We start from the raw sequence: 17448 nt of genomic DNA on the forward strand, positions 1-17448 counted from the left end.
AAATTTCGAGTCTTCTGTTCGAGGAAATCGGTATGTCTGATCCCGGCACGCCAACGTTCGATCAATTGCGGGTGTTTCTTACAGTGATCGATGTTGGAAGTTTCGCGGGCGCGGCGCGCCAGCTCAACCGAGCCACTTCGGTTATCAGCTACACGGTCACCAATCTGGAAGCGCAGCTTGGCGTTACGCTTTTCGAAAGAGATTCCACCCGCCGGCCCCGGCTCACCGACGACGGTAGAGCGCTTCTTTCAGAAGCGCGCAATGTTGCCCTGGGCTTCAATCGATTGCGTGCGAAAGCCAAGGGGCTTCATCAAGGCCTTGAACCGGAGGTTCACGTCGCCCTTGACGTGATGCTGCCGGCGTCGCGCATCGTTGCGGCGCTCAAGAGTTTCCGGGATGAATTTCCCACCGTCCCGCTAAAGTTGAGGGCGGAAGCATTAGGTGCCGTGACGCAACTCGTGCTTGATCGCACATCGATGATTGGCGTTCGCGGGCCGCCCGACGTGGAAATCGACGGACTGGAGCGGATCGGCGTCGGAAGTGTCAATCTGGTTCCAGTCGCCGCACCCGACCACCCCCTGGCGTCCCAGGCAAACGGGCTCGGCGCGGGGCGGCATCATGTCCAGTTGGTCCTTACCGATCGGACGTCGCGTACTGCCGGTGAGGATCTGGGCGTCATGGGCACGCACACCTGGCGCGTCGCCGACCTAAGCACAAAGCACATGCTGCTTCGGGAGGGGATTGGCTGGGGGACGATGCCGGAACCCATGGTTCGCGAGGATCTCGCATGCGGCAAGCTCGTTTTGCTGGACCTGCCGGACTTCAAAGGCGGCCACTATCGCTTCTTTGCGATCCACCGGACGGATATGCCTCCAGGCCCGGCCACCTCTTTCCTGATCAACCAGTTCGAATGGCAATCCAATGGTATGAACGGCGGCAGCTTGCACGCCTTAGCATCGACAGATGCAGGCGCGCCCATCGTTGTCGATGCCCCCGTGACATCGTGTAGCACAAATAGAAGGCCCGCTCGTTCACGGGCGGCAGACGTCAAATTGAGCAATGAAACGAGCTAGGTCGCCGGCCACTCCAGCGGTCTTAGAGAAGCATCGCCCTGCCGTTGCCACCGGCCTTGCGAGATGCGCTCCTCTGACGCAACGCAAGCCGGCGGTAGGTCCGACGGTCCGCACGCCTCGTGATCGCTTGTCGATCGCATCGAACGTCACGCGCGACCGTATCTGGCTGTTCGCCTTAGGCGATTACGGTCAAATCTGAGCCCGTACTAACCAGATGTTCGATCCCTTGTTTTGAAGATCGAGCCATCATGCAGATGGGCGCAGGCCGTCTGCGACAACAACAAAAACGAAATTACATGGCCGCTGCAGTATTATTCCCCAAGGTTGGTCTTGAGGCGATGTTGACGCCCGAAAATTGCGTCCTTGTGCTTATCGATCATCAGGCGTTCCAGGTTGCGGGTGTTCGAAACATCGACCCGCAAATCATGATCAACAACACGGTTGCTCTCGCGAAGGTGGCCAAGGCCTTCAATGTCCCGACACTGCTGACAACGGTGATCAAGGATCGCGGCGGTGAGCTTCTCAAGGCGATCCAGGACGTCTTTCCCGATCAGGTGCCGATCGACCGGACCACTATCAACACCTGGGAAGACAAGGCCTGCGTCGACTGGGTGAAGAAGACCGGCCGGAAGAAAGTCGTCATCGCGGGCCTCTGGACCGAAATATGCCTCGCCTTCCCCGTCATCCAGGCGCTTGGCGAAGGCTGGGAAGTCTATTTTGTGACCGACGCTTCCGGCGGCGTCAGCACTGAAGCGCATGATCGCGGCGTTCAACGGATGATCCAGGCCGGCGGCGTGCCGCTGACCTGGATAGTGTTCGCATCGGAACTCCAGCGCGATTGGGCGCGGGAATCGACCGTCCCGGCGCTAGCGCAGGTGCTCCTGGACCATGGTGGAGCGACCGGCACCAGTTTGGCGTGGGAGTGGCAATTGCTCGGCTCGCACGGCGGAGCCTGATGGCACGGCGACGCCCGCTGCCAAGCTGCCGCGGGCTTCGCCTTCTGGACCTTGAGGATTTCGATCGGGCCTAACCCGGTGGGGTTCGCATTCCTGAAGACTTATCCCTGGAGCCTTGGCGATGAGCACGATGCGCGCCGTTCGTTTCTCGGCCTATGGTCCGCCCTCGGTCCTGAGCGTCGAGGAAATTGCAAAGCCTGTCCCGCAAGCTGGCGAGGCGCTGGTGAAAGTTGATGCTTGCGCGATCAACCCCAGCGACGTGAAGTTTGTCTCCGGCGTGTTCAGTCCGACGCTACCGCGCACGCCTGGCCGCGACTATGCCGGGACGGTCGTGGCAGCTTCAAGTCGTTGGGCGGGCAAGTCGGTATGGGGCAACGGCGCTGGTTTCGGTATCGGCCGCGACGGCTCCCACGCCCAGTTCGTCGCCGTGCCGGAAAATTGGCTTTCGGAGATGCCGGCGAACCTCTCGATGGAGCAGGCCGCCACCGTCGGCGTCCCCTTTGTCACGGCGTGGTCCGCGCTTGTCGTGGCAGGTGATATCCGGGCCGGCGAAACGGTGCTTATCACCGGTGCGTCCGGCGCCGTTGGCCGCGCGGCGATCCAGATTGCGCACTGGAAGAAGGCTCGCGTGATCGGGGCCGACGTCAACATGAATCAGAATTCTGAAGCGGATGTCTTCATCAACACGAAGACCAAAGACCTGCCCGCCATGGTGGCGGCGCTGACCGACAACAAAGGTGCGAATCTTGTGCTGGACGCCGTCGGCGGGCCGATCTTCGAGCCAGCGATGAAGTCGATGGGTCTGGATGGCCGCCAGGTGGCGATCACAAGCGTCGGCTCGCGCCGCGTCGAATTCGATCTGATGGATTTCTACCACAACCGGCAACGGTTGATCGGCGTTGATACCGCCAAGCTTACAGGCCTCGACATCGCGGCGATCCTGAATGCGCTTCGCCCGGGGTTCGAGAGTGGGGCGTTGCGACCGTCGCCGGTCAAGACCTGGCAACTCGATGATGCGGTGAAAGCCTATGAGGCAGTCGCCGCCGGCGATGCCTCGGCAAAACATATCCTATATCCGCAAGGCGCTTAGCCGCCTCACCGTTCCAAGAAGGATCCGCTGATGTCAGACTCCGAAGCAAACAAAGCCGTGGTGCATCGCTATTTCGAGATGTTCAATTCCGGCGACCTCAGCCAGCTCGCCGACATTGTGTCGGAAGACTATGGCGACAAGCTCGAGGGGCAGACCTCGGGAATTGAAGTCGTCCGGAGCTACCTCGAGGGGTTGAAGGCCAGCTTCCCCGATTTCACCTGGACCATCGAGCAGATTATCGGTGAAGGCGATCGGGTGGCGGTGGTGAACCGCGTCAGCGGCACGCAGGTGAATGATTTCGGGGACATCAAGGCGACCGGCAACCGCGTCGATTTCGCTGCCTTCCAGTTCTACCGGATCGCCGACGGCAAACTCGCGGAGCACTGGGAAGTCGCTGACTTCGCCAAGTTCCAGGAGCAACTCAGCGCCAAGCCTGTTGCGACCGCCTTCACGTCCTTCCAAAACACCCTGAAGGACTGATCTCAAGACGCGCAGATACGCACACTATCCGTTGTCCACGGTGCCGGCGAGTACACGGTTCGCTGGCTCGGGGTGGACGTCGAAGATGCGCTCACCCTCGCTGAGGGGACTTAGATGACTGTCAGCGGTCGCTCATCGAGGAGCTCGCCTGCCGCGGTCAGCCGCACGTGATCTCACCTCGCTCGACCTCATTCAGGCCTGCGAGATATCCGGCATCGAGCTCGATTTTGCGATCGCTCAGTTCAAGTCTGTCGCCAGCAACGAGACGGTCTACTGTCCAGGTTTTCGGTCGCAGGAATGCGGGCGATGACGTCAGCTCGAGACGGCAATTCTCGACGGAGTCGTTATCAAGCCGGATCGACCGAACCACCGGTATCGCGTTCTGATAGGACGCATATAGTGATGCTGAACGCGACGTCACCGATTATGCTCGCAGCAGGCGAGCGTTCGCCTACCGCACTATTATTTATCGCTAGTTCTGAACTATCGACGGATTGCATTGAACCCAATCCGGCGAATTCAGATTGGCAATTTCTTTAAAAGTCTCCTTGCGGGCTGAACGAATACAAAGGCTTCGCTTATCCATGCGACATTTGGGTCGAGGCTATTCAACGCAATGCGCCGCCAGGACGATGAAAGTCGTCCTATTCGTGACCCTAATGCCGTAGGGCTGTTGCCGAACGCAGCCGGACTTTGCTACCGAACCCAAGCTGCCTGCGCCGCACGCCGTGATGTGTGGCGACTTTGATCAGCGTCGGCATTTGCCTGGACATGTTCGGGCCTGGAGAATTCCCGAATGGCATTTCGATTTGTTCATACGGCCGATATCCACCTTGATTCGCCGCTGCGTTCGCTCGCGTTGCGGAATTCCGAACTCGCGGATCTCATCGGAGATGCCAGCCGCCAAGCATTCAGCTCGATCGTGGACCTCTGCCTTGCGGAGCGGGTCGATGCTCTTGTCATTGCCGGCGATCTTTACGATGGCGACCAGACTTCGATGAAGACTGCGCGGTTCCTTGCGTCCCAGATGACGCGCCTCCATCAAGCTGGCGTCCGGGTCTATATGATCCGCGGCAACCACGACGCCATGTCGCGGATCTCGAAACAACTCGTCCTCCCAGACACGGTGACAATTTTCGGGGGCCGGGCCCAGGCCGTGGTACAGTCCGGCGCAGGGGTGGATGTCGTGTTTCACGGACTAAGTTTCGCCAACCCCAAGGCGCCCGAAAGCCTTCTGCCGAAATATGCCGGGCCGCAGGAGGGCGCGGCAAACGTCGGCATCATGCACACCAGTCTGGCGGGATCCCCCGGCCATGACTCCTATGCCCCCTGCAGCGTCGCCGACCTGCATAGGCACGGCTTTGAATACTGGGCGCTCGGCCACATTCACGTTCGCCAGGTGTATTTTGGTGCAAGCACGCTAGTGATGCCGGGAATCCCTCAAGGCAGGGACATCAACGAGGCCGGCGAAAAGTCGGTCACCTTGGTGACCGTAGGTGACGATCGCTCGGTGGACATTGAGGAGAGGCTCACCAGTGTCGCGCAATTCGAGCGGATAAGCATCGACCTGACTGGAATATCGGAATGGGCGGATGCCGTTGCTCGCATTCGAACGACGCTGGAGCAATCGCGAGCGGCCGCCAAATCCCGATGCGTCGTTGCCCGCCTTGGGCTGGTCGGCACTTCCACGCTTTCGTGGAGGATGATCCGAGACCGCGACCTCATGCTTGCTGAGGCCCAACAAGCGGCGGAGCAGGTCGGCAATACATGGGTGGAAAAAGTGGAACTCAATCTCACTGCTCCCGATATCGGGAGTTTCGGTGACGGCGCCGATCCGACTTTGGAACTTGCGCAGTCCATGCGCGCGAACGCGGGTTCGGAGGCATTTCGGTCCGACGCGCGGGAATTCGTATTGAAGACGATCGCGGACCTTCCGCCCGATGCGCGCGGCTTCGCGGGCAAGGACGAGGCGGGGCTCGAACAGTTTCTCGATGACGTGCTTGCACGCGGAATAGATCTGGTCGCAGCCAGCCTCAAGACAGGTGGAACGCGATGAGATTGCGGCGCCTCGATCTCACGCGCTACGGCAAGTTCACCGACAAGGCGATCGACTTCGGAGAGAAGCCGCTATCTGGCCCTGATCTGCATATCGTGTTCGGCTTGAACGAGGCCGGCAAATCGACAGCCCTTTCGGCCTACCTTGATCTGCTCTTTGGCATCGAAGAGCGCAGCCGGTACAATTTCCTGCACGAATATACCTCGATGCGCATCGGCGGACTGCTCGAATTCGAGGGGCGGGCGCTTGCCTTTTCCCGCACCAAAAGCCGCAGCAACTCGCTGCATGACGCCGAAGGCCGGCCGCTGAGCGAAATTGCCATTTCGGCGCACCTCGCGGGCTTGTCGCGCGAAGCCTACAGCAGCATGTTCTCACTGGATGACGAGACGCTGGAAGCAGGGGGCAAGGCGATCCTTGAATCGCGTGGCGATCTCGGCAAGCTTCTTTTCACCGCCAGCGCCGGGCTTGGTCACGCCGGCGACGTATTGGCCGCACTGGAGACGGAGGCAGATGGGCTTCACCGAAAACAGGCCCAGACCACCGAAATCGCGTTGCTGAAGAAGAGGTTCGCGGAATTCAAGTCACGCAAGGAGACGATCGACACCCTGGCCTCGACATTCGAGGCGCTCGAGGCGGAACGGGTGGAGGCCCAGGACAAGTATAATCGCAGCCTGGCTGAACGCTCGGTTTTGTCGGCGCGACTGGCTACGATCGACCGATATGTGCGCGCCGCGCCGCTCCTGGCCGAAATCAAACGAAAGGCGAGCAGACTGGCTGAGCTGCCTGACATCCCGTCTCCTGCCAGGACCTGGAGTGGGAGCGTCGCGGAATTGATCGATCAGGGCGCGCGGCTGAGAACCCGTCTCCAGGCGAATGCCGATGAGATCGATCGGGCGAAGGCAAAGATGGAAGCAATCGCTGTCGACGACGCTGTGCTGGCGATCTCCGAACAGGTGCGAGGACTTGCCGATCGCAAGGCGCGCTTTGTATCGGCGGGTATGGATCTGCCGACCCGCAAAATGGAAGTCCAGATGCTTGATCAGGTGGTGGCGGACTGTCTCGCCGCGCTCGGAAGGTCTACCGAACAGCATCCATCCCGGCTCATCCTGCCTGCCTTTATGGTGGGCACGCTTCGCAATATGGTCGAACAACGCTCCGGCCTCACGACGAGCCTGCGGATGGCTCGCGATGAAGCTGCAGCCACGCTCGACGGGCTCAACGCTGCACGAGGTCGCGTCAGCGAGGAGAGGGCGGTGCCTGAGCCCGCAAGAGCCAGGCTTATGGCAGCCGCGTCGGAGGCGAAGGCCAGTAGTCACGCACGGGAAATAAGAGAGGCGCGCGCGTTGGAGGACGAGCGGCAAGCAAGCTTGGCGGATGCAATGCGTCGCCTCCAGCCGTGGCCGGGAGATGCGGGCGCACTTTCGAAAATATCGGTTCCACCGCCGACGCAGATGGCTGCCTGGAAAACACTGGCCGCGGACCTTCAAAGGGACAAAGCAGTCTTCTCCGAGCGTCTGGCCGAGTATGAACAAAGTCGGATAACTACTTCGTCACGCCTGGCTGCTGTCCGCGCCGCAGCCGATCTCGCCGACGATGACACAGCCGCATCCATACGACGTGAGAGAGACGAGGCCTGGCAAAATCACCGGGCGGACCTCAAGGCCGCAACCGCAGATGTGTTTGCCGCAGCGTTGGCTAAGGACGATCATGTCGGCACGGCTCGATTGGCCCATGCGGGCGAGCTGGCGGATCTGCGCGCAATCAAGCAAAAGGCGGCCGAGACCGAAGCGGCAATAGAGCGCGTAAGCTGCCAAATCGCCGGGGTAGCCCAGCGCGCAGAAATGGCATCCGTTGAAATCAAGCGAATGGCCCGCGCCTTGCTTGAGGATTGCCAGGCGCAGTCGCTCGACCTCCTGATCGGACTTCTCGAGGAGCGCATTGCCGCACGAGCCGATGCGCTTGTGGGCTGGGACGGCATCGTGCTCGCACGCCGAAGAATTGAACGCGCAACAGCCGAAGCAGAGCGGATCCATCTCGGATTAGCCTCGGCTCTTCAAAGTGTTGGAATTCAGACCGAAGCCGGGGAGGCTCTGGAGGCACTGGTGGTCGCCGCTGACCGCTTTCTTGACAGACAGGCGAAGGTCGACGCGGAACGGGCGGAAGCGCTGAGGAGCGTCGCCGCGAAAGAAGAGGAATTGGCTGCCAGGCGGCTCGCCGTTGAAATTGCCGCGCGGCGAGAGGGCGCATGGCAGGCCGAGGTCAGCGAAACGCTCAGGGGCACCTGGCTCGAACAAGGCGTCGCCGGGACCGGACTTGGCAGCGTACTCGATCAATTGTCAGAGCTGGCAAAGGCCCTGCAGGATCGTGAGGCCATGCGTATCCGTATCCGCAAAATGGAGGCGGATAGGACTGCCTTTGCCGAAGAGGTGGCCCGCCTTGGTGCGCAGGCCGGCGAGCGTGCGAGCGACGAGGCGCCAGAACAGGCGAGCGTCAGGCTGACAGTGCGTCTAGAGCAAGCCGAGCGTGCCCGTGAGGCAAGGGCAAATCTCCTCCTCGACGTTCAAAAACTGCAAGAGATTCGAGAAGCACTGGACGCCGAATTCGCGGCACACGAGATGACAAAGCAGGAAATGCTCGACGCCTTTGGGGTGAACACGCTGCCGGAAGTCATGGAGCGCGATGAACAGCTTCGCGAGCGAGACGGCCTGCAAAGTGCCGTGGCCGAGCTTGAAGAACGACTCACCAGCGGGCTCGCCCTCGACGCCTTCATCCAGGTGCAGTCGTTGCTGGAAAGCCTCGATCTCGATGGGCTCGCAATTGAAAGGGCGGAAATCGAGCGGCGCCTCGCCGACCTCGATGAAGCATTGCAACAGCAGCTCGTCCGGCGTACCCGGGCGACCGACAAGCTCGATGCGATCGGTGGCGATAGCTCAGTTGCCCGGATCGATGCCGAGCGCCGCACAGTTCTTCTCGAAATGGAGGAGAAGGCAGTCCGCTACATCGAGTTGAAGCTCGGTGTGATGTCGGCGGCAAGCGCGCTGCGGGTTTATCGCGAACGTCACCGCTCTGGAATGATGAGCGAGGCCTCCGAGGCCTTCGCGCTGATCACACGCGGCCTGTACACAGGCTTGACGACCCAGCCGGTAAAGGGCGGCGAGGTCGTTATCGCGACGCAGAAGGATGGCCAATCGAAGGTCGCAGACGCTTTGTCGAAAGGCGCGCGTTTTCAGCTCTACCTGGCTCTACGCCTCGCCGGGTATTACGAGTTTGCCAAGCTCAGGCCGGCTGTTCCGTTCATCGCCGACGACATCATGGAGACCTTCGACCATCTCCGGTCGGAGGAAGTTTTCCGCCTGTTCGGCGAGATGGCCAGTGTAGGCCAGGTGATCTATCTCACCCATCATCAGCACTTATGCGAGATCGCGAAGTCGGTCATTCCCGACGTCGCCATCCACGAGCTCGGGTAATTCAAACAGCATTTTGTTGTTGGGGCGTTCTCGAGGTAAGGCGCACCGCCAACGAACCGCTTCGCGCCTTATTTCGGCCGTACAACGACCCTGAGCCAATCCTGAACGCTGCCGTACCTTATCTTTAGCAGATGTTGCGCTCGAAAGCCGACATGGGACTTTCCCGCGCGACAGCTCTGACAAGCTCCGCGTTGATGACTGCCTATCGCGAAGCTCGCCGAGATGATGATTTGCTTGCTATCTACGCCGACATCAAGCCGACCAGGCGAGGATGAGTACCGCAGGGATAAAGCGATCCTCTTACCGACAACAGCAACAAAGTCGTGACCTTGGCCCCAAAGCCCAGCTTGGCTAGAGTTCGAAGATGCTGGACGCTATTCACCACGTCGCGCTCATCTGCACCGACTACGACCGGTCGCGACGGTTCTACGTCGAACTCCTCGGCCTCAAGCTGATCAGGGAGGTCTATCGGGAGGAGCGGCAGTCATGGAAGGCGGATCTGCGGATCGGGGCCGTCCAGCTGGAATTGTTCTCCTTCCCTGCACCAGCGATGCGGCCGTCTCATCCAGAGGCGACAGGCCTGAGACATCTGGCATTTGCCGTAGTGAATCTTGATCCGGTAATTATGCGCCTGGAAGCCGCTGGCGTAGCCGTTGAGCCCATCCGGATCGACCCATATACAGACCAACGGTTTACCTTTTTCAGCGACCCAGATGGATTGCCGCTGGAACTCTACGAAGCCCCATAAGGAACGGTTCGCTTTCGCGACGACGGAGGTGGGAATGGCAGTCGGCAGGTATGACCCGCCAACTCAGGTGCGTGTCGGGCTCTTTGCCACCGGCTAGGAGGCCAACCGCTCTTGCGCCTGGCCACTGCTCAACACCGCACACCGACACCAATTGCCGGTCAATGTTGCCAAGTTGAGTGGATGTGGAAACAGCAGCTCGCCCTTCACCGGTGCTCTTTACGCAGACCAGAACGCCGCTTATATTATTCTCTCAAAGGAGAATGATTATGAGCGCCGCTACCCGGATATATACCCCTGCCGAAGCCGCCGCCGTGAGCCAGATAGGCATCAAGGCAGTTCACAACGCCATCGACAAGAAGATCGTCAATACTGTGAGCGGGGCAGCTGCGCCTGAAAAGAGTGTTCGGCGCCGGGCCCTCACAGGGGACGGCCTACTTCGCCTCAAGCTCTGGTATGGCGTTGGCTCCACCCTGGCGGCAGAACGACGTCAGCGGCTGTTCGAGGCCATCAAGGCGAACCCTGCCGCCAAGACGGTGAAAGCTGACGATCTGCTCATCGTCGACGTCGCCGAAGCCCGAAAGCAGTTGAACGCGCGCATTCGCGATCTCGACGAAGCCGAAACGATTATCGGCAAGGTAAAAGGGGTGATGGGCGGCGAGCCCGTGTTCAAAGGCACCCGCATCCCCGTTCGCACGATCGCGGCCATGCTCGCGCAGGGTGCTGACAAGGCGGATCTTCTCGAGGGGTATCCGAGCCTCACGGCTAGAATGATCGAGCTGGCGAAAATATGGACGGCGGCACATCCGACCCGCGGTCGGCCGAAGAAGCTCTCCGATCAGGGCTTGAAGGTCACATCATCGAAACGCACGACGTTGAAAGGTGACCCTGGTCCCTCAGTGCGGAAGACCGTGCCGGCGTGAAGTTCCTCGTCGATGAATGCCTGCACACGTCCCTTGTTGCGGTCGCAGAGGCGCGCGGTCATGAGGCTAGACACGTAAACTGGCTCGGACTGAGCGGCGAGACCGATTGGGATCTGATGCCTCGCATCATCGAAGAGGACTTCACGTTCGTCACCAACAATGCCCGCGATTTCAGGAAGCTCTATGCCCGGGAAGAGCTTCACGCCGTCTGCTCGTCATCGTTCCCCAGGTAGCGCCCGACAGGCAGCGAGAACTGTTCGATACGCTCCTGGAAGAGCTCGGCGCCGACGCTGCCATCGTCAATGAGGTCATCGAGATTGCGCTCGAAGACGGCGCAGCGGTCATCACCCGCTACGAGTTGCCGACCGCCGAGGCCGGCCAGGCGGAGGGATAGTTTTGATCGAAGCGGCGCAGCGAATACCTGCATGATCGGCTCGATGCCGCAGCGAAACATCCTATCCATCCCGACGCGGGCCACTCTCACCCACGTGCTCCGTTCTATAGTCCGAGCCGTTCATGGGCACGATAGACCTCGGAGTGTCTCCTACGCACCGGCCATCTGCGCTGCAGCCAAGCTCGATGGGGCAGGAGGGGCTATGATCATGACAGCAGTTGTGTCGGCACGCCGAGCACCGGCCCTGCTGTGGCAAGCCGTTGGTCAAGGGTGTACACTGTCGTGCCATGCTCCGACGCAGTCGCCAGATGCAACGCATCGCCGGCACGAAGCCCCAGCGTATGCTGATCGACGAACTTCGCTGCCACTCGAAACTGCCCGCTCGTGACCGAAAGCACGGTGAAGCTCTCGGCAACCAGCTTGTTGAACATTGCCAGCGCTGCGGCACGCTGCTCCAGGTTGATCTGCCCGGTCCGTAGCTTGATCGCCATGGCAGAGGACATCTCGGCGACCGTCCAGTCGCTGATCAGAAGCTGAGCAGGATCCTGTTCAGCGAGCCACATTTGGGCGCGTGAGGTCATCGCTTCGTTGGAGAGCGCCGCAACGATGAGCGACGTGTCCAGATAAAGCATCAGTAGCGATCGCCATCTCGCATCGACCGCACCAGATCGGCGGCACCCTCCGCCTTCGGCGGCATGGTTGCCGTCAGGGATCGGAGAAGGGCGGCGTCGATCCGCTTGCGTGGCCCGACCGCCGCTGTGAGGCGGGCGACCGGCTTGCCGCGCCGGGTGATGTCGATCGAATCACCAGCCTCAACTCGGTCAACGAGTTCGCTTAAGTGTGCCTTGGCGTCCGCCAGATTGATAGCGTCCATGTCACCCTCCTGACCATGTAGATGGTCATGTAGCGTACTGGATTAAAAAAATCCACTGCGAGATTTCACGCGGCCCGTTCTGATAGGCGGATTGGAGCATCGCCGTTCATGCTCCCCGCGAAGCGGCCGATAGAAGTCGACGCGGCGGCTAGCTTTTTGACGGCTTGAATCGCGGCCCGAAGAGCGCGAAACGAAAAAATTGGAATGCGAGCGGGAGAGGTGATGAAAACGGTGGAAACGGCGATCCTCTTCGCGGCCTTATGTAGCAAAGCACCAAAGGTGTCTACGGGAGGACCGCGCCTGACTTGGCGGCAAGCCGGTCCAGCAGCCTGCGGGAGTCCTCGATTATCCGGCGCGTCTCTTCGATATCTGAGCGCAAATCCTCAACATGTGCCACCGCCCGTTGCTGATATAGGCGCGCGCTAATATTGAAGTAATCGTCAGGCTCCCACGGTTCCATGGCTCAGGCCTATGGCGTCGTTTAGGCGCCATCGACAGCGAACGCGAAGGTCCGACGTTTGTTCCGCCGTCGCCCTTATGCGTAGGGTTTGATACCAAGAGACGGGGCGGCTATTCGGCGGGCCAGGAATCGCCCGGAATTGCTTCGTAAACTGCCGGGCCATACCTGAGGCGGCAGTTGCAAGACGTGTCAGCAACATCCTAGTGTTGCGATCATGCGAGGGAGGGCGCGCATGGACCAGCCTTTAAACTTGTATTGAACCCGGATTAGGCCGGATATCTCGGAACGCTTGGCAACAAGCGTGTTGATGGCGTGCTGGTATCGGGTCGAGCGGACAAATGGGCGCTACTCTTGGCATCCCCGGATTTTATGGTAACCCGCCCTTTAAGTCGCGGGAATTTGGTGCGTTTGCTACATAAGACCGCCTTTTCGCTCGCCGTTCTCATTGCGCATCAAGTGTGTCCGACGGTTCTGCATTTCCTTCCAACGGTTTGACTGATCTGACAGATTGCAGCGTCTGAAGTAAATGCCGGACTGTCTCGCGCAGAGCTTGGGTGCGATATTGGTGCAAATCGGCGATCGGAAAGCAATGGCACCGGGCCTGATGCAATCGAACATCAGGCGCCATTGTTGTGGCTGAAGCGATCGACACTGAAATCGTCGAGCGGCGTTTCGCAACCGCCGGTCGTAATCAGTTCGGCCATGGCGTCGCCGACGCCTGGACCAAGCTGGAAGCCATGCCCACTGAAACCGAAGGCATGAAACAGGCCCGGCATCGTCGCCGAGCGTCCCATGACCGGCAGCATGTCGCGCACATAGCCTTCGCATCCGGACCAGGTGCGGATGACTGCGACCCGCGCGATCGCCGGCAGCAGCCGCGCGACAGCGCGCAACTGCGCCGGAAGCCGCATCGGATCGGCGGCAGCATGGCCGGGATCGAGGTCCACTGAAACTCTTTCGGCCGCGCCGCCAAAGACGATGTTGCCCCGCTCGACCTGACGCAGATAGGCGCCATAGTCCTTGTCGCGCGTCCAGATGCCGATAACTGGCAAGATCCGATACGGCAGCGGCTCGGTGACACCCATCTGCGGCCCGCGGGCACTGAGGGGAACCTCTTCCCCGAACTGCGCGGCGATCCGCGCGCCCCAGGCGCCGGCCGTATTGAGCAGGCACTCGGCGGCGAACGCGCCCTTTGCGGTGGCGACAAGGAAACCGGCGCTCGTGTGCTTGATGGTCTCGACGTCAGCTTCCTCGATGATGTCCGCTCCCAGCTTGCGGGCCGCCTCGGCAAAGGCCGGCACGATCAGCCGCGGATTGCCGCTGCCGTCTCGTGGCGAGAAAGATGCCGCGATCGCGTCGGGACCCAGGCCGGGGAAACGAGCGCTAATCTCTCGCGGGCTGATTTCTTCCAGATCGAGGCCGCAGGGCCGCGCCGCCTCGGCATAGGCGCGCATGTCGGCGAGACTGCCTTCATCGAAGATCAGCCGGATATGGCCGGTGGCCCGGAATTCCACGTCTCGGCCGAGCATCTTCTCGGCCTCCCCCCATAGCCTGAGTGAGCGATGGGCCAACGGAAGCTGCGAGAGATACCGCCCGCTGCGCCGGATGTTGCCGAAGGAGGCGACGGTTGCGCCGCTGCCGATCCGTTTGCGCTCGATCAGCGTCACGCGTGCGCCGCGCCTGGCGAGAAAATAGGCCGAGGCCGCCCCCATCAATCCGCCGCCCAGCACGATCACATCCATTAGTCGGTCCTTGCGCGGAGCGGATCATCCTCGAATACGCCGATCTTGTCGGCGCGGCGGCATTGCGTCAAAGATGGGTTTGGACGAGAGCCATAAGCTTTCCCTATGGAGTGGCAAATGCGGGCCCGGCACCTCGAAGTGTTCACAGCCGTGATGCGCGCCGGCACGGTGACCGCCGCGGCGAGGATGCTGAACATCTCCCAGCCCGCGCTCAGCCAAGTGCTGCTCCATACGGAGGACGAACTCGGCTTCACGCTGTTCGAGCGTGTCAAGGGCCGGCTGCGGCCGACGCCTGAGGCGCTCGAAATCTTCCCCGATGCCGAGCGGCTGTTGGCGGGACTCGACGGCTTGCGCCGTAAGACCACGGACCTGCGCCTCGGCCGAGCCGGACTGGTGCGGGTCGCGGCCTCGCCGCCGCCGGCCATCGCGATATTGCCCCGCGCCTTCACCGCATTCCGGGCGCAGCAGCCCAACATATTGCTGCGTGCCCATAGCGCGCCGATCGCCGCGATCGTCGACATGCTGCGCGCGGGCGATGCCAGTCTCGGCGTGGCCATGGACGATCGCCTGCCTCCCGACATTGACGCACAGGTGATGGGCAGCATCGGTTTCGCATGCCTCTTACCCGCTGGGCACGCGCTGCAAAGGAAAACCGAGCTGACGCTCGCCGACCTCGTTGGGGAGGAGCTGATATCTTATCGCGGAAATACCCGTCCCGCCGAAGAACTGGCCCACTCGGCACGCGCGCAAGGCGTGGCGCTTTCGCCGTCGCTGGAGATCGACATCTCCATCTCCGCGGTCGGCTTCGTTCAGGCCGGCTTGGGGATCGGCCTCGTCGATGCGCTTTTGCCCTGGCACCAGTTTGCCGGGCTTGCAGTCAGGCCGCTGGCGGGCGGGCCGGAATTTCCGATCGCGCTGCTCACGTCGCGTGCCCGGGCCCTATCGCGCGCCGACGAGATGATGCGCGATGAAATCCGCGCGGCCTGTTTTGCTGTCCTCGGCGAAGGCTTCAAAGCATAAGCCAGACTTATATCCTTGCCCGTCATCCGTCTTGGACCTTGAGCGTCTGCTCGTGCCAGTTTTGGCCAGCAGACAGGAAGGGACGCATCATGGACGGTGTGATCGCGGCGGATGAGGCGCGGCAAGCGGCCGACTGGAAAGTCGGCGTCGATATCGGCGGGACATTCATCGATTTTTGCGCGCTGGAAGCAAATTCCGGGCGCGTTGCCTCGCTGAAGGTGTTGACCACACCGGAGGACCCGGGCGCCGAATTGATGACCGGCCTCACGCTTCTCGCCCAACGCGAGGGCTTCGATCCGATCCATATGACGCGCTTTGTGCATGGCACGACGGTCGGCATCAACACCATCATCCAGCGCAAGGGCGCGCCACTGGCGCTGTTCACCAATGCCGGCTTCGAGGACGTGATCGAACTGGCGCGGCTTCGCATGCCGGAAATGTATTCGCTGTTCTGCTCGCGGCCGGATCCGCTGATCTCGCGCGACATGGTCTTCGGCATTCCGGCGCGCATGCGTGCCGATGGGAGTGAATCCCAGGCGCCGGACATGGCTGCAGTGGAAAGCGCGGTCGCGGAGGCGAAGGCGAACGGGGCGGAGGGCGTCATCGTCTCCTTCCTCCACGCCTGGCGCAACGCGGCGCAGGAGGCCTCGGTGAAAGCTGCGATCGTAAGCCTCGCGCCCGATCTTTTCGTCTTCACCTCGGCCGAGGTCTGGCCGGTCATCCGCGAATATGAGCGCAGCTCGACCGCCATTCTCAACGGATACGTCCATCCGCGTGTCTCCGGCTATCTGACGGCACTGGAAGAGAGATTGAGGAGCCGCGGCGTGCCGGCCCGTCCAATGCTGACAAAATCGAATGGCGGGCTGATGAACGCCGCCGAAGGCAAGCGCGCCTGCGTGAACATGCTTTTGTCGGGAACCGCTTCCGGCGTCATCGGCGCCTCGTGGCTGGCGCGTCAGGCCGGGGAAGACAAGGTGCTGACCCTCGACATCGGCGGGACGTCGGCCGATTTCGCGCTGATCATCGGCGGCGAGGCACAGTTCGGCACCGGCGAGCTGATCGGCGAGTTTCCGCTTCATATCCCGTCGGTGTCGGTCAGCTCGATCGGCGTCGGCGGCGGCTCCATCGCCAGTGTCGACGCGCAAGGGGTTCTGAGGGTCGGACCAGAGTCGGCCGGCTCGACGCCAGGACCGGCATGCTACGGCCGTGGCGGCGCGCGGGCGACGGTGACAGACGCCATGGTTGTCTGCGGATGGCTCGGCCACAGCGAGATGGCCTATGGCCAGCTTAAGGTCGATAACGGCCTGGCCCAGCGCGCGGTCGGCGATCTTGCCGCCCGGCTCGGCCGCCCGGTCGAGCAGACGGCGCAGGCGATCCTCGATATCGCGGTGTCGGAAATGTTCGTCGAGGTCGAGAAGCTTGCTTCCCGCGCCGGCGTCGACCTTCGCGATTTCACACTGATGCCCTTCGGCGGCGGCGGCCCGATGCTAGGCGCCTTCCTGGCCCGCGAGCTTGGGATGAAGCGGGTGATGGCGCCGCGCCGCCCCGGCGTGGTGTCGGCGCTGGGCGGACTGGTGGCGGACCTGCGCGGCGATTTCATCCGCACGATCTTCAGCCCGTTGTCGGGCACATCGCTCCCCACAATCCGCGAAGCCTTTGAGGCCCTTGCACAAGAGGGCCGCGACTGGCTCGCAGCACAGGGGCACGACACGGCCGCTCAGCTCAATCTCTCCTGCGACATGCGCTATGTCGGGCAGAGTTACGAGATCGAAGTCGTCCTGTCGCCGGAATGGCTGGCGGACGGCGACCGGGAGGCAATCGAGCAAGCTTTCCACCGCACCCATGAGCAGCTCTACGACTTCCACGACCCGGATGGCGCGATCGAGTTGGTCAATGTCCGGCTGTCGGCGATCGGTGCGGGTCCGGCACTCGTCTTTCCTGAGATCGATGGGATCGATGCTCCCGCCAGTCCGGCGCGCCGGCTTCCGGTCTATACCGGCCTGAGCGTCGAGACCGTCGACCTCCACGACCGGCAGACCCTTGTCCCCGGCAGCACCTTTCAAGGGCCCGCCGTGGTGGTGCAGGAAGACACGACCTTCGCCATCCCCGCGGGGGCGCAGGCACGCGTCGACCGCCATCTCAACCTTCTGCTGACCTTCGCGGAGTGA

The 17448-nt window shown here is 61.7% G+C and carries 13 protein-coding genes and 1 pseudogene; 11 read left to right on the top strand and 3 right to left on the bottom strand.

The genetic code is table 11. The features are described 5' to 3' along the window. Nucleotides 1-32: 32 nt before the first annotated feature. From FJ974_RS28080 to FJ974_RS28120, 9 genes and pseudogenes are all read left to right on the top strand, one after another. On the top strand, nucleotides 33-1073 hold the full coding sequence (locus FJ974_RS28080; RefSeq protein ID WP_140532097.1) for a LysR family transcriptional regulator: 1041 nt from the start codon (nucleotides 33-35) through the stop codon (nucleotides 1071-1073). Between the two features lie 296 nt (nucleotides 1074-1369). Beyond that, nucleotides 1370-2029: a hydrolase gene (locus FJ974_RS28085; RefSeq protein WP_140532392.1), complete on the top strand. Its 660-nt coding sequence runs from the start codon at nucleotides 1370-1372 to the stop codon at nucleotides 2027-2029. Nucleotides 2030-2150: 121 nt separating this feature from the next. Continuing rightward, nucleotides 2151-3119, top strand: coding sequence for a quinone oxidoreductase family protein (locus FJ974_RS28090; RefSeq protein WP_140532099.1), 969 nt, complete (start codon nucleotides 2151-2153; stop codon nucleotides 3117-3119). A 30-nt stretch (nucleotides 3120-3149) separates the two neighbouring features. Next, entirely contained in the window at nucleotides 3150-3599 is a 450-nt protein-coding gene (locus FJ974_RS28095) for an ester cyclase (protein WP_140532101.1), read from the top strand. Between the two features lie 796 nt (nucleotides 3600-4395). After that, nucleotides 4396-5655, top strand: a complete 1260-nt coding sequence (locus tag FJ974_RS28100; RefSeq protein ID WP_140532103.1) for a metallophosphoesterase family protein — start codon at nucleotides 4396-4398, stop codon at nucleotides 5653-5655. After that, on the top strand, nucleotides 5652-9122 hold the full coding sequence (locus tag FJ974_RS28105) for an ATP-binding protein (protein ID WP_140532105.1): 3471 nt from the start codon (nucleotides 5652-5654) through the stop codon (nucleotides 9120-9122). The genes FJ974_RS28100 and FJ974_RS28105 overlap by 4 nt, the downstream gene beginning before the upstream one ends. A 364-nt stretch (nucleotides 9123-9486) precedes the next feature. Further along, nucleotides 9487-9870 (top strand): VOC family protein, encoded by a 384-nt coding sequence (locus FJ974_RS28110; protein ID WP_140532107.1) that lies wholly within the window; start codon nucleotides 9487-9489, stop codon nucleotides 9868-9870. Between the two features lie 266 nt (nucleotides 9871-10136). Then, nucleotides 10137-10790: a DUF433 domain-containing protein gene (locus FJ974_RS28115; RefSeq protein WP_140532109.1), complete on the top strand. Its 654-nt coding sequence runs from the start codon at nucleotides 10137-10139 to the stop codon at nucleotides 10788-10790. Continuing rightward, a pseudogene (locus FJ974_RS28120) lies at nucleotides 10787-11184 on the top strand (DUF5615 family PIN-like protein). The gene FJ974_RS28115 and the pseudogene FJ974_RS28120 overlap by 4 nt, the downstream one beginning before the upstream one ends. A 206-nt stretch (nucleotides 11185-11390) precedes the next feature. Here FJ974_RS28120 and FJ974_RS28125 read toward each other — a convergent pair. From FJ974_RS28125 to FJ974_RS28135, 3 genes are all read right to left on the bottom strand, one after another. Beyond that, complete coding sequence (locus FJ974_RS28125) at nucleotides 11391-11816, bottom strand: type II toxin-antitoxin system VapC family toxin (RefSeq protein ID WP_140532111.1); 426 nt, start codon at nucleotides 11814-11816, stop codon at nucleotides 11391-11393. Beyond that, nucleotides 11816-12058 (bottom strand): type II toxin-antitoxin system Phd/YefM family antitoxin, encoded by a 243-nt coding sequence (locus FJ974_RS28130; protein ID WP_140532113.1) that lies wholly within the window; start codon nucleotides 12056-12058, stop codon nucleotides 11816-11818. Before FJ974_RS28130 ends, FJ974_RS28125 begins: the two co-directional genes overlap by 1 nt. Before the next feature lie 1077 nt (nucleotides 12059-13135). After that, the gene (locus FJ974_RS28135; protein ID WP_140532115.1) at nucleotides 13136-14260 is read right to left on the bottom strand and encodes an NAD(P)/FAD-dependent oxidoreductase; all 1125 of its coding nucleotides are present in this window, start codon (nucleotides 14258-14260) and stop codon (nucleotides 13136-13138) included. Nucleotides 14261-14377: 117 nt separating this feature from the next. Here FJ974_RS28135 and FJ974_RS28140 point away from each other — a divergent pair, with 117 nt between their 5' ends. Then, complete coding sequence (locus tag FJ974_RS28140; protein ID WP_140532117.1) at nucleotides 14378-15280, top strand: LysR family transcriptional regulator; 903 nt, start codon at nucleotides 14378-14380, stop codon at nucleotides 15278-15280. 89 nt (nucleotides 15281-15369) lie between these two features. Then, nucleotides 15370-17448, top strand: coding sequence for a hydantoinase/oxoprolinase family protein (locus FJ974_RS28145; RefSeq protein WP_140532119.1), 2079 nt, complete (start codon nucleotides 15370-15372; stop codon nucleotides 17446-17448).

The sequence above is a fragment of the Mesorhizobium sp. B1-1-8 genome, assembly GCF_006442795.2.
Taxonomy (GTDB): Bacteria; Pseudomonadota; Alphaproteobacteria; order Rhizobiales; family Rhizobiaceae; genus Mesorhizobium.